At 58.2% G+C, this 12,483-nt stretch carries 11 protein-coding genes and 1 pseudogene; 9 read left to right on the top strand and 3 right to left on the bottom strand.

Annotated elements, in window-relative coordinates:
- Positions 1-2: 2 nt before the first annotated feature.
- A complete protein-coding gene (locus POR16_RS07655) occupies positions 3-893 on the bottom strand; it encodes an NAD(P)-dependent oxidoreductase (protein ID WP_005889963.1) in 891 nt (296 codons plus the stop codon).
- Between the two features lie 162 nt (positions 894-1,055).
- On the opposite strand from POR16_RS07655, the gene POR16_RS07650 reads away from it, so the two are divergent.
- The 3 genes from POR16_RS07650 to POR16_RS07640 all read left to right on the top strand — a co-directional run bounded on the left by POR16_RS07650 (position 1,056) and on the right by POR16_RS07640 (position 3,535).
- Complete coding sequence (locus POR16_RS07650; RefSeq protein WP_005889960.1) at positions 1,056-1,961, top strand: LysR family transcriptional regulator; 906 nt, start codon at positions 1,056-1,058, stop codon at positions 1,959-1,961.
- A 104-nt stretch (positions 1,962-2,065) separates the two neighbouring features.
- Positions 2,066-3,298, top strand: a complete 1,233-nt coding sequence (locus POR16_RS07645; RefSeq protein WP_005889958.1) for a zinc-dependent alcohol dehydrogenase — start codon at positions 2,066-2,068, stop codon at positions 3,296-3,298.
- Positions 3,299-3,310: 12 nt separating this feature from the next.
- Positions 3,311-3,535: a PLD nuclease N-terminal domain-containing protein gene (locus POR16_RS07640; protein WP_005889957.1), complete on the top strand. Its 225-nt coding sequence runs from the start codon at positions 3,311-3,313 to the stop codon at positions 3,533-3,535.
- 50 nt (positions 3,536-3,585) lie between these two features.
- Here POR16_RS07640 and POR16_RS07635 read toward each other — a convergent pair whose 3' ends face one another.
- On the bottom strand, positions 3,586-4,317 hold the full coding sequence (locus POR16_RS07635) for an aspartate/glutamate racemase family protein (RefSeq protein ID WP_053480556.1): 732 nt from the start codon (positions 4,315-4,317) through the stop codon (positions 3,586-3,588).
- A gap of 10 nt (positions 4,318-4,327) precedes the next feature.
- Complete coding sequence (locus POR16_RS07630) at positions 4,328-5,047, bottom strand: GntR family transcriptional regulator (RefSeq protein WP_005889954.1); 720 nt, start codon at positions 5,045-5,047, stop codon at positions 4,328-4,330.
- A gap of 343 nt (positions 5,048-5,390) precedes the next feature.
- On the opposite strand from POR16_RS07630, the gene POR16_RS07625 reads away from it, so the two are divergent.
- The 6 genes and pseudogenes from POR16_RS07625 (at position 5,391) to POR16_RS07605 (ending at position 12,477) form a co-directional block, all read left to right on the top strand.
- On the top strand, positions 5,391-6,854 hold the full coding sequence (locus POR16_RS07625) for an NCS1 family nucleobase:cation symporter-1 (protein ID WP_005889952.1): 1,464 nt from the start codon (positions 5,391-5,393) through the stop codon (positions 6,852-6,854).
- Between the two features lie 263 nt (positions 6,855-7,117).
- The gene (locus POR16_RS07620; protein WP_005889950.1) at positions 7,118-9,199 is read left to right on the top strand and encodes a hybrid sensor histidine kinase/response regulator; all 2,082 of its coding nucleotides are present in this window, start codon (positions 7,118-7,120) and stop codon (positions 9,197-9,199) included.
- A complete protein-coding gene (locus POR16_RS07615) occupies positions 9,189-9,527 on the top strand; it encodes a hypothetical protein (RefSeq protein ID WP_304665091.1) in 339 nt (112 codons plus the stop codon). The genes POR16_RS07620 and POR16_RS07615 overlap by 11 nt, the downstream gene beginning before the upstream one ends.
- 148 nt (positions 9,528-9,675) lie before the next feature.
- Positions 9,676-10,710, top strand: a pseudogene (locus POR16_RS26995) (HAMP domain-containing protein); the annotation flags it as partial.
- Positions 10,711-10,725: 15 nt separating this feature from the next.
- A complete protein-coding gene (locus POR16_RS26990) occupies positions 10,726-11,565 on the top strand; it encodes a methyl-accepting chemotaxis protein (protein ID WP_371903657.1) in 840 nt (279 codons plus the stop codon).
- Positions 11,566-11,682: 117 nt separating this feature from the next.
- Positions 11,683-12,477 carry an NYN domain-containing protein gene (locus POR16_RS07605; protein WP_005889941.1) on the top strand — a complete coding sequence of 265 codons (795 nt, stop codon included), beginning with the start codon at positions 11,683-11,685 and terminating at the stop codon, positions 12,475-12,477.
- The last annotated feature ends 6 nt before the right edge of the window (positions 12,478-12,483 follow it).

The following is a 12,483-nucleotide window of genomic DNA, read 5'->3' as shown; positions in this document are numbered from 1 at the left end:
AATTATTCTCCATGACCGTAAAGTGTGGCATCGGTGCGTTGCACGATGGCGCAGAAGTCTTCGTTGTCTGCCAGGGTTTCGCTGCTGGCTTGCCACAATTGCGCGACCACACGCGACAGCGGCAGGTCCATGTCCAGACTGTCGGCCAGATCACTGGCCAGGCCCACGTCCTTGCGCATCAGCCCCATAGTGAAACCGGAGTCATACGCCTTGTTGAGCACCCAGGTGGGGAACATGACTTGCGTGGCACCGCTGCGACCGGATCCGGCGTTGAGACCTTGCAGGAGTTTTTCCGGATCGACACCTGCACGCGCCGCCATTGCGACCGCTTCGGCGGTGCTGATCAGGTGGCAGGCGGCAAGCATATTGTTGGCGATTTTGGCCACATTGCCCGCACCACACTGGCCGACATGCACGCGGGTGCCGCTCATGCCTTCCAGCACCGGCATGACGCGCGCCAGATCGGCGTCTTCGGCGCCGATGACCATCGACATGGTGCCGGTGGCTGCGCCTTTCGGGCCGCCGGAGACAGGGGCATCGATAAACGCGATACCGGTTTTTGCCAGCTCGGCGGCCACCTTGCGGCTCATTTCCGGCGTTGAGGTGGTGGTGTCGACCACCACCAGGCCCTTGCGACCGAATTCGCTGATGCCACCTGCGCCGAGGCACACCGACTCCACGTGTTCGGCCTTGGGCAACGACAGAATCAGAATGTCGACGCTCTGAATCAGTTGCTTGCGGTCGGCAACCGGCTTGACGCCTTTGCTTTCGGCCTGGGCCAGCGCAGCCTGCGACAGGTCGAAGCCGCTCACGTCAAAGCCCTTGCCGGCCAGGGTGGCGGCCATGCCTCCACCCATGTTGCCCAATCCGATCACACCTGTTTTCAAAGTCATGTCTGCATCTCGATTAAAGGTTGTGTACGCATTCGAAGATGACGCTGCCAGCGGCTATCGCCAGCCCTGTGCCGATGATTCGAGTATGGACAGCGCTTTACCCTCTCAGCAATAATCCGAAAATCGAATTTATGTTGCCTTTAGCGCAACACTGGAAGCCCCATGAGCCTCGTCCAAGATCGACGCATCCTGTACTTCTTCGAAGCCGTCAGACTGGGCAGTGTCCGGGCTGCGGCAGATTTCCTGAACGTGGCGCCCTCAGCGGTCAGCCGCCAGATTGCCCAGTTGGAACAGGAACTCGGTTCGCCCCTGCTGGAACGTCATCGTCGTGGCGTCAAACCGACCGAAGCGGGCGACAGGGTGCTGGCGTACTACCGCCAGCGCTTGACTCAGCAAGAGGTGCTGCTGGATTCGATTCAGGCCCTGAAAGGCCTGCACAGCGGCTCTGTAACGCTGGTCTCCGGAGAAGGGTTTCTCGAAAGTCTGGCACAACCGCTGGCGCGGTTTTCCGAGATGTATCCGAAAATCGAGTTGCTCGTGAATGTCTGCGGCAGCAATGAAGTGATCCGCCAGGTGGTCGAGGATGAAGCGCACATCGGCCTGGTATTCAACCCGGCTGCCGACCCGAAAATCCGCTCGCATGCTCATCAGCGTCAGCCAGTCTGCGTGATAACAGGGCCGGATCATCCGCTGACCGATGAACCTGGGCCGATACAGCTTCGGGCGCTCGAGCAGTACCGCGTCGCGCTGCCAGCGGTGTCTTACGGCATTCGCCAGATTCTCCTGCAGGCCGAGCATCAACTGGGCATTACGGTGCAACCGACGCTGACCTGCAGCACCTTCGCGATGCTCAAGCATTTCGCCATGCAGGGCGGTATCACGTTGCTGCCGACCTTCGTCGTGGAGGAAGAAATCAAGTCCGGAAAACTGCGCGCCCTGCCCTTGCAGCATGAAGTGTTCAGCAGCCCGCAGACGCACCTGATCAGCCGCCTGGGCCGCCAATTGAGTGTCGGTGCCAATCGTTTGATGGGCATGCTGTTACAAGATATGACGGCGTTTCGCAATTGACCGACCGTTAGTCCCAGGCTCGATTAATCTCGCTGAACCAAAAAAACCCCCGCGGTTCCTCTTTAGTAACGGAACAAACCTTCTGGTGCTAACGAGGATAAAACATGAGAGCTCTGACTTATCACGGCGCGAACAGTGTAAAGGTCGACACCGTGCCGGACCCCGTAATACAAGAAGCCGACGACATCATCCTGAAAGTGACGGCAACAGCCATTTGTGGTTCGGACCTGCATTTGTATCGCGGCAAGATTCCGACGGTCGAGCATGGCGATATATTCGGTCACGAGTTCATGGGCATCGTGGAAGAGACCGGCTCGGCAGTGACTGCCGTGCAAAAAGGTGATCGCGTAGTGATCCCTTTCGTGATCGCCTGCGGCAGCTGTTTTTTCTGCAACATCGACTTGTACGCTGCCTGCGAAACCACCAACACCGGGCGCGGTGCGATCATGAATAAAAAGTCGATTCCGCCAGGCGCGGCGCTGTTCGGCTTCAGCCATTTGTATGGCGGGATCCCGGGCGGTCAGGCCGAGTATGTTCGTGTACCCAAGGCAAACGTCGGCCCGTTCAAGGTGCCTGGCACACTGTCTGACGAAAAGGTTCTGTTCCTCTCCGACATCTTGCCCACTGCCTGGCAGGCGGTGACCAATGCGGGCATCGGTCCAGGTTCAAGCCTGGCCATCTATGGCGCTGGCCCGGTCGGCCTGATGAGCGCTGCGTGCGCGAAAATGCTCGGTGCCGAGAAAATCTTCATGGTCGATCACCACCCATACCGCCTCGCCTACGCGCAGAAGACCTATGGCGTGATCCCGATCAATTTCGACGAAGACGACGACCCGGCTGACACGATCATCCGCCAGACGCCCGGCATGCGCGGCGTCGATGGCGTGGTGGATGCCGTAGGTTTCGAAGCCAAAGGCAGCACGACTGAAACCATTCTGGCCACCCTGAAGCTGGAAGGCAGCAGTGGCAAGGCCTTGCGTCAGTGCATCGCTGCGGTAAGACGCGGTGGTGTGGTCAGCGTGCCGGGCGTCTACGCAGGGTTCATTCATGGCTTCATGTTCGGCGACGCGTTCGACAAGGGCCTGACTTTCAAGATGGGTCAGACCCATGTACAGCGTTTCCTGCCCGAATTACTGGAACACATTGAAGCGGGCCGACTTGAACCTGAAGCCATCATCACTCACCGCATGTCGCTGGAGGATGCGGCGCTGGGTTACAAGCTGTTCGACAAGAAGGAAGAGGATTGCCGCAAGGTCATTCTGACGCCGGGTAATAACACAATTGTGGTGCCGGACAGAGAAACCGAAACGCTGGTGGGCGGCATACCGGCAGTCTGAAGGAGGCACGTCATGGAAGCGCTAAGTGTGTTCTGGATCGCCGCGGCGATCATCGTTGTGTTGCTGGACGTCTGGGTAATCTACAGCTTCTGGCGCTCGACCAAGACGCCAGGCACCAAGGCTGGCTGGACACTTCTGGTGTTGGCTTTACCGATAATCGGTGCCGGTATCTGGGGCATCAGCGGGCCGCGTGGTGTGGTGCAGGCGCCTGCATCGAGCAAACACAGCAGTGGCTGACAGGTGAAGTGCATTCCCACACATTCGTGTCGGCATGCGCCACTTTCACGTCATCGGCTCAAATACGCGAACCGTCCCTTGAATGGCTTGCCGATAGGGTCAGCCAGATCCCCATGCTTGCTGGTGGTCAGCCTCAGGTCGACCAGCGATTCCGCCAGTTTCACAGCTGCAGCCACACCATCGATGACCGGCAGACCAATTGCTTCGCTCAACTGCCGGCCCAGATCAGCCATGCCGCCGCAGCCCAGCACGATGGCACCGGCACCTTCCTGGTCACGGGCCATGCAAGCCTGTTCAGCCATCCGCTCAATCAGCTCCGGCCCACCGTCTTCAAGCGCCAGCACTGGCAAATCAATGCAGCGCACTGACGTACACAGGCCACTGAAGCCATAACGCTGCAACAGATGTTCGGCGATGATTCGGGTGCGGGTCAGCGTCGTGACCACTGCAAAACGAGTCGAAATCAAGCTGGCCATGTGAAACGCCGCCTCGGCAATGCCGATCACTGGCGCGCTGGCGTATTCACGCGCGGCCAACAAGCCAGGGTCGCCAAAGCAGGCGATGATGTGCGCATCGACGTTTTGCTCGCGCCCCTTGCGTATCTCTTCAAGCACGCCAAGGGTCGCGATGGCTTCGTCGAAATGCCCTTCGATAGACACCGGGCCGTCCTGCGGGCTGCACGCCAAAATCTGCGTACCGGGGCGCGCAACGGTTTGCGCTGCCAGCCCGATCTTGTCGGTCATGGCTTCGCTGGTATTGGGATTGATCACTTGAATACGCACCGGAACTCCTTCAGCGTCGTTTGAAGATGCTATGAAAATCGACTGCCTCGCTGGCCGGCGCATCCACATTCAGGCTGGCCCGGATGCGTCGCAGGTGCTCGGCCATCCACTCGCGCGCCTGCTCGCCCTGCCCGGCTTCGAGCAACGTCAGCAAGTCAACATGCTGACCACAATCACACCCAACACTGCGCCGCGAACCGTACACCGCCACAACCAGCGATGAGCGCTTGGTGAGCTGTGCCACTTGTTCGGTCAATACCTGATTGCCGGCCAGCGCGCACAGTTGCACATGAAAACGCGCCGACAGCTGGATGGCTTCGCTGTGACGACCTGCATGCTGGGCTTCGTGCTCCTGTTCGCAGAGCGCTCGCAGTGACTCCAGCCGCTGACCAGCGACCCGCGCAGCAATGCTGGCCATCAGTGCAGGCTCGATCAGTTGCCTGGCCCCCAGTACATCCTGAGCCTCCTGCGCCGACGGCTGCGCAACTTCAGCGCCACGCTTGGGCCGCAAGGTGACGAGCCGTTCCAGTGCCAGACGCTGCAGAACCTTGCGAATACCGGTCCGGCTGACCTCGAAAACCTCGGCCAGTGCGTCTTCAGGCAAACGCGTGCCCGGTGCCAGCCGGTGTTCGACGATGGCTTCCAGTACATGTTGATAAATTTGCTCGTCACGGCCTTTTTCATCGGCAGCGGGCTTGAGGAACAAAGGGGCGCTGGCAGGTCGGGTCATAACTACTAATCACTTGCGTGGCACAAATCGTATACAAGAATAGTGCCCGATGTGGGGCAGGATGAGTAGCGCTATCTGGGCGACTGCGTCAGCAGGTCAAAAGGCACACGCGTGCAAATCGCACCGCAACCGCGCAAAAGCGCCCTGTTTACGTGCAGTTCCGGCATTCCTTACCACTGGGTCGAAAAGAGCTTTTATCGGCCCGAATCGCCAACCAGCAGAGTCTGCGTTGCCTTGAAGCCAGCTAAAAACCCTCTGGCACATCTTTTGCGTACACGATCGTATACAAAAAAACAGGCGATCGTACCCCGATCTCTTCCCGACTCATCGAGGGAGTAGCGCAATGACACAACAACACCCGGCCGGTTATAGCCCGCGCCTGCACAACAATGACCTGGGGCCGGTGCCCCAGAAATGGACTTGGTACAACATCCTCGCGTTCTGGCTGAGTGACGTACACAGCGTCGGCGGGTACGTTTTCGCCGCCAGCCTGTTTGCGCTCGGGCTGGCCAGCTGGCAGGTGCTGATCGCCTTGTTGGTCGGCATCTGCATCATTCAGGTGATCGCCAACCTGGTCGCCAGACCCAGCCAGCAGGCGGCCGTGCCCTACCCTGTCATCTGCCGGCTTGCCTTCGGTGTGTTCGGGGCCAATATTCCCGCCATCATTCGCGGCCTGATCGCCGTGGCGTGGTACGGCATACAGACGTACCTGGCATCCAGCGCGCTGGTCATCGTAGTGCTACGTTTCTTTCCGGAGCTGGCCAGTTACCAGAGCATGACCTTTCTGGGTCTGTCATGGCTTGGCTGGTTCGGTTTTCTGGCGTTGTGGGTGGTCCAGGCAGCTGTATTCTGGACCGGCATGGAGTCGATCAGACGCTTCATCGACTGGGCCGGCCCTGCTGTGTATGCGGTGATGTTTGCGCTGGCGGGCTGGATTGTCTGGCGCGCAGGCTGGGACAACATCAGCTTTACCCTGGCTGAAAAAGAGTTATCCGGCTGGGCCGCATTCGGTCAGGTGGTCATGGCCATCGCCCTGGTGGTTTCGTATTTTTCCGGCCCGACTCTGAATTTTGGCGACTTCAGCCGCTACTGCCGCAGCATGGCAGACGTGCGCCGCGGCAACTTCTGGGGCCTGCCGGTGAACTTCCTGGCGTTCTCGCTGGTGACCGTGGTGATCGTTTCCGGCACCTTGCCGATCTTCGGCGAGATGATTCACGACCCAATCGCCACTGTGGCGCGCATCGACAACACCACTGCAGTGCTGCTTGGCGCCTTTACCTTCGTCACCGCCACTGTCGGCATCAACATTGTCGCCAACTTCGTCTCCCCGGCCTTCGACTTCGCCAATGTGGCACCCAGCCGCATCAGTTGGCGCGCGGGAGGCATGATCGCCGCCGTGGCCTCGATTTTCATCACCCCATGGAATCTGTTCAACAACCCTGAAGTGATTCACTACACGCTGGACGTGCTGGCTGCGTGCATCGGCCCGCTGTTCGGCATTCTGCTGGTGGATTACTACCTGATCAAAAAACAGCAGATCGATGTCGATGCCTTGTTCGATGACACGCCGAGCGGCCGTTACTGGTACACCAATGGCGTGAACTGGATTGCGGTCAAGGCCTTGCTGCTGACTGCGTTGGTGGGCATGTGCTTCACTTTCATCGAATGGTTCAGGCCCATCGCCAACTTTGCCTGGTTTACCGGCTGCATTCTGGGCGGGGCAGTCTTCTACGCGCTGACCCGCTGGTCACCTGAGCAGGCCGCGAACGCGCCAGCGGCGGTTGGCCAGCAGCACCAGGCCCTGTAAAGAAGTCGGCGAACGGCGTGCGAGCCTGTGTCATGTATGGCCTGAAACGCCTGCCTTGGCACAGGCCACACAAATTAAGGCGCAGAGGGGATTGATATTAATTTAACATCACGCATAGTCTAAGGTCATTGGATGATCAAGTGTCACTGACTCCTTGTACGAACGGATGCACAAAATAGAATAAATTTTGTACAACTTTCACGCCGCTGCGCTGCCCTATGACTGAGGCTTAGCGAACCAGGCGTTCAAGTGGGTTGATAGTGATGAGCAATGATGTGTCCGGTGGCAGGCCTTTTGCCCCCCAATTAGACCGAACTTCTGCGCAGGAATCTGCCGAGCGGCTGCAACTCGCCTTGGATTCAGGGGCCGTAGTCGGCACGTGGGTGTGGGACGTGGTTGCGGACAACCTGACTGGCGATGAACGGTTTGCCCGCACCTTCGGCCTGTGCCCGAAACTGTGCGCCAGAGGTTTGCCTCTGAACAAAGTAATGTCTTCCATACACCCTGAAGACAAAGCCAGCGTCCAGCAAGCCGTCGAACAAGCACTGCGCAATGGCACCGCCTACCGATACGAATACCGCGTGCTTCACGAGGACGGTGTTTATCGTTGGGTTGAGGCGAGCGGACGGCTTGAGCGCGACATCAACGGCAACCCGGTTCGCAGCCTCGGCATTCTGCTGGACATCGACAGTCGTCGCACTGCCGAGGTAGAGCGAGACAGGCTGAATGAATTGCTGCGCGTGTTCACAGCTGCAGTACCTGGTGTTGTCTACGCCAAGGACCTCGAAGGCAGAATGCTCGTGGCAAACCGCGGTACGGCGGAGCTGATTGGCAAGCCACCCGAGTTTTTTATCGGCAAGACCGACCTGGAATTTCTCGATGATCAGGATCAGGCGCGGACTCTCATGGAGACTGATCGCCGGATCATGACGAACAACGCCTGCGAACAGATAGAAGAGCACGTCAATCTTCCTGACGGCTCTGCCGCTATCTGGCTGTCCACCAAAGCACCGATGCTTGATGGCAACGGTAGCGTGATCGGCCTGATTGGCTCGTCAATTGACGTGACCGCCAGGAAGAAAGCCGAAGAGGCTGTCAGAGAACTCAATCAAACGCTGGAACAGCGCATCGAACAAGCTGTGCTGGAGCGCGAGCAGGTTGAAGATGCCTTGCGCCATTCTCAGAAAATGGATGCCGTCGGACAACTGACTGGTGGCATTGCCCATGACTTCAACAACTTGCTGGCGGGTATTTCGGGCAGCCTTGAGCTGATCACCAAACGTCTTTCGCAAGGGCGCGCTGGCGAAGTCGATCGCTATCTGTCTGTAGCGCAGAGCGCAGTGCGCCGCGCCGCATCACTGACGCATCGCTTGCTGGCCTTCTCGCGCCGCCAGACGTTGTCTCCGAAAGAGACCGATGTGAATGCGCTGATCAAGGATATGCAAGAGCTGATCACGCGCAGCGTCGGCCCTGAAATAGATATCAAAGTGGTTGCCCAGAATGACTTGTGGCCCGCGCTGATCGATCACGCGCAGCTGGAAAGTTCGTTGCTGAACCTGTGCCTGAACGCCCGTGACGCGATGCCGAACGGTGGCCGTATTCTCATCGAGACTGCAAACGCTTCACTCGATGAATGCATCGACCCCGATCACGGCATTCCGGCTGGCGAGCACCTGAGCATACGCGTCACTGATACCGGCAGCGGCATGAGCCCCGAGGTGGTTGCAAAGGCCTTCGAACCGTTCTTCACCACCAAACCCATTGGTGCCGGAACCGGACTTGGGCTTTCGATGGTCTACGGTTTCGTTCGCCAGTCTGGTGGGCAGATAAAAGTTGAATCCGTTGCAGGCCAGGGCACCAGCATCGTGATGCATCTGCCACGCCACGTGTCCGGCGTCGCTCTGAGCGACATCAAGCCGGAAACACTGGAAGAGCCTGCGGATCGTTCTGGCGAAACAGTGCTTGTGGTGGACGACGAGCCGTCAGTGCGCATGCTGGTGACCGAAGTAATCACCGGCCTTGGTTACACCTGCATTGAAGCCGCCGACGCCCAGTCCGGCCTGCAGATTCTCAAGTCGGACACGCGCATTGACCTGCTGATCAGTGACATAGGCTTGCCCGGTGGCATGAACGGCAGGGAGATGGCCGATGCTGCGTGCGAATACCGCCCCGGACTGCCCACACTGTTCATTACCGGGTATGCCAAGACTTCCGTGCTTGACGGTTGCCACCTGCGACCTTGTACACAAGTGTTGACCAAGCCCTTCGGCCTGGACGCGCTTGCAGGGCGAGTGAATGGGCTGATAGGCGCCGCCGAAACGATTAGCCAGGGTTATGTGCGCTGAGCGCAGCCAGGTGAGGCACGGCACGCCCGACGGCCGGTATTTTGTGGTCAAAGGACAGCTCTGGCGGTGCTCCAACCCTTCTTTGAGCGAAGACGTTCGCCAGCGACTGGTGAACGGACTGATGGCTGCGCGGCGCGCGGTCAAGACTGCCAAAGCGTCTGGAGACGCGAACGCACTGAAGGCTGCGCGGGCCGACCTCAATCAGGCCAAGGTCGCGCTTGGAGAACGCGGGGATGTCTGGTGGACAGATGGCGCCGAGGACTTCAATCGGCGCAAGGTGGAAAATACGCCTTATGCCGAGTGGTATGAACGACTGAGTGACGGTTAACGCTGAAACCATTCATCAGAAAACCTGGATGCGCGATTTGTTATATGACACACGACATTCATAAATAAGAAACATTGCCGATAACCCGCCTGCACCGCCCCGCTCCACACTACTTCTGCGCAATAGCTTTTTGAAGGCATCTCCCGACATGACAAAGTCTCTGAAATTCAGCCATAAAATTCTTTTGGCGGCGTCTCTCGTCGTCATCGCGGCATTCACTGCGTTCACGTCCTACAACGACTACCTGCAACGCAATGCGCTTCACGAGCAACTCAAAGAGAGCCTGAACCAGACGGGTGAAGGCACCGCTGGCAATATACGCAACTGGCTGTCAGGGCGAATTCTTCTGGTGGAAAACCTGGCGGAAAACGCCGTTGTTCCCCAGTCTGAGGAACAACAGAAATTCGCACTCGGCCAGCCCACGCTGCTCGCCACGTTCATGAGCATCTACCAGGGCAAGACGGACGGTTCTTTCGTCACTCAGCCGCCTGATGACATGCCTGCCGATTACGACCCGAGAACCCGCACCTGGTACACCGGAGCCATCGGCGCAGGCAAGACTACCCTGACCGAACCCTATCTGGATGCGGTGACCAAAGGGCTGATCGTCACCATCGCGACACCGGTAAAAAGCGCTGCGGGCGTGACAGGTGTAGTGGGCGGTGATCTGAGCCTGGAAATCCTGGTAGAGATGATCAGCTCGCTTAAACTGCATAACGACGGCTATGCCTTTCTGGTCGATTCGACCGGACGCATTCTTGTTCATCCGGATACTTCTCTGGTCATGAAGACGCTGGCGGAGGTCTACCCGGCTCATACGCCTGAGCTTTCCGAGGAGATCAGCGAGAGCGAGCGCGCCGGGAAAACGCAGATCCTGACCTTCGCCCATGTGGACGGGCTGCCCTCGGTCAACTGGTACGTGGGCGTGGCGATGGACAAAGACACTGCTTTCGCGGCACTGGGCGAGTTCAGAAACTCGGCCATTGTGGCCACTGTCATCGCAGTGGTATTGATCATTCTTCTGCTGGGCATGCTCCTGACCGTGCTGTTGCGACCGTTGAACCTGATGGGCCGCGCCATGCACGACATCGCTGCCGGCGAAGGTGATCTGACCAAGCGCCTGACGATTCAGAGCGAAGACGAGTTCGGCTATCTGGGCAATGGTTTCAATCTCTTTGTCGAGCGAATCCACGACTCGATGCGAGAAGTAGCCTCCTCGACCGTCCAACTCAACGAAGTTGCCCAGCGGGTGGTGAATGCCTCCAACTCATCGATGCTCAATTCCGATCAGCAGTCCCACCGCACCAACAGTGTGGCTGCTGCCATTAATGAGCTGGGTGCGGCCACGCAAGAGATCGCACAGAATGCCGCGCGTGCCTCTGGCCATTCCAGCGACGCCCGCACCCTGGCTTCGGACGGTCAGGAAGTGGTCGGCCAGAACATTGCGGCAATGAGTCGTCTGTCCAGCCGAATCAGCAATGCAAGTGCGCAGATTGAAACGCTCAATACCAAGACAGCCAACATCGGCCAGATTTTGGAAGTGATTACCGGTATCTCCCAACAGACCAACCTGCTGGCCCTCAACGCTGCGATCGAGGCGGCCCGTGCTGGTGAAGCAGGACGAGGTTTTGCCGTTGTTGCGGACGAAGTCCGCAACCTCGCACATCGAACCCAGGAATCGGCGAGCCAGGTGCAAGAGATGATCGAGCAACTGCAATCCGGGGCTCGCGAGGCAGTTGCAATCATGAACGAAAGCCAACGAGAAAGCGTTGAGACTGTCGGCATCGCCAACAAAGCCGTTACAAGCCTGGAAACAGTGACCGATCGTATTGGCGAAATCGACGGCATGAACCAGTCGGTGGCAACGGCCACAGAAGAACAGACTGCAGTCGTCGAGGCCATTAACGTCGACATTACCGAAATAAATACACTGAACCAACAAGGCGTCGAAAACCTTAACGCTACGTTGCGTGCCTGCACTGACCTCGAACAGCAATCGACACGCCTGACTCAACTGGTCGGAAGTTTCCGTATCTGATGTTCCACGTGCTGCTGCCGGAGCAATTCTGGCAGCGAGCCGAGTTAAACATGTTTTAAAAAACAGCCATCATCACTCGTTTGAAGGTAGGGTAATGCTTTCATACGAGTGTTATTCATGGCCCTTCAGACCCCCAACAGTTCGCAAAAACACCTCGCCGTACTGATTGACGCCGATAACGCCCCGGCCGCCATTGTCGACGGCCTCTTTGAAGAGATCGCCAAGTATGGCGTTGCCAGTGTCAAACGTATTTATGGCGACTGGACCGGCCCGCAACTTGGCGGCTGGAAGAAAGTCCTGCTCGACTATTCCATCCAGCCCATTCAGCAATTCGCCTATACCAAAGGCAAGAATGCGACCGACAGTTCGTTGATCATCGATGCAATGGACCTTCTCTACACGCGCCGTTTCGACGGTTTTTGTCTGGTCTCCAGCGACAGTGACTTCACTCGCCTGGCCTCACGTCTGCGCGAAGAAGGCCTGACCGTTTATGGGTTTGGCGAGGAAAAAACACCCCGGCCATTCGTGGCGGCCTGCGACAAGTTCATCTATATAGAACTGCTTCGTGAAGAGCAGCCTGTGCCCGTCAGCGCAGATGCCACGCCGGATGCAACTGCAACTTCCGGCAACGTCAAACCTGCCGCTGCCGAGCCAAGCAAGAAGCCCAAGGCCCCAGTGGAGTTCATCGCGAAAATCATGGACGACATCGCCGACGAGGACGGCTGGGCGCACCTGAGTGCACTCGGCACGAACATCACCAAACTGCGACCGGAATTCGACCCGCGTACCCACGGCTATAGAAAGCTGAGCGATTTGATCAAGGGCCACTCGCACGCCTTCGAGCTACAGGCCAGAACAAGCGCAGGCGGAACCGCGGTGCTGTACGCGCGGCATAAAGTGCAGAGCAAGTGATGTTCA

This window comes from Pseudomonas coronafaciens pv. oryzae str. 1_6, assembly GCF_000156995.2.
Lineage (GTDB): Bacteria > Pseudomonadota > Gammaproteobacteria > Pseudomonadales > Pseudomonadaceae > Aquipseudomonas > Aquipseudomonas tremae.
This window is presented reverse-complemented; position numbering and strand designations above follow the sequence as displayed.

What these genes read in the sequence shown, in the direction of transcription:
- POR16_RS07655 (WP_005889963.1), bottom strand. Translation starts at nt 893, where the DNA reads ATGACTTTGAAAACAGGTGTGATCGGATTGGGCAACATGGGTGGAGGC.
- POR16_RS07650 (WP_005889960.1), top strand. Translation starts at nt 1,056, where the DNA reads ATGAGCCTCGTCCAAGATCGACGCATCCTGTACTTCTTCGAAGCCGTC.
- POR16_RS07645 (WP_005889958.1), top strand. Translation starts at nt 2,066, where the DNA reads ATGAGAGCTCTGACTTATCACGGCGCGAACAGTGTAAAGGTCGACACC.
- POR16_RS07640 (WP_005889957.1), top strand. Translation starts at nt 3,311, where the DNA reads ATGGAAGCGCTAAGTGTGTTCTGGATCGCCGCGGCGATCATCGTTGTG.
- POR16_RS07630 (WP_005889954.1), bottom strand. Translation starts at nt 5,047, where the DNA reads ATGACCCGACCTGCCAGCGCCCCTTTGTTCCTCAAGCCCGCTGCCGAT.
- POR16_RS07625 (WP_005889952.1), top strand. Translation starts at nt 5,391, where the DNA reads ATGACACAACAACACCCGGCCGGTTATAGCCCGCGCCTGCACAACAAT.
- POR16_RS07620 (WP_005889950.1), top strand. Translation starts at nt 7,118, where the DNA reads ATGAGCAATGATGTGTCCGGTGGCAGGCCTTTTGCCCCCCAATTAGAC.
- POR16_RS07615 (WP_304665091.1), top strand. Translation starts at nt 9,189, where the DNA reads ATGTGCGCTGAGCGCAGCCAGGTGAGGCACGGCACGCCCGACGGCCGG.
- POR16_RS26990 (WP_371903657.1), top strand. Translation starts at nt 10,726, where the DNA reads ATGCGAGAAGTAGCCTCCTCGACCGTCCAACTCAACGAAGTTGCCCAG.
- POR16_RS07605 (WP_005889941.1), top strand. Translation starts at nt 11,683, where the DNA reads ATGGCCCTTCAGACCCCCAACAGTTCGCAAAAACACCTCGCCGTACTG.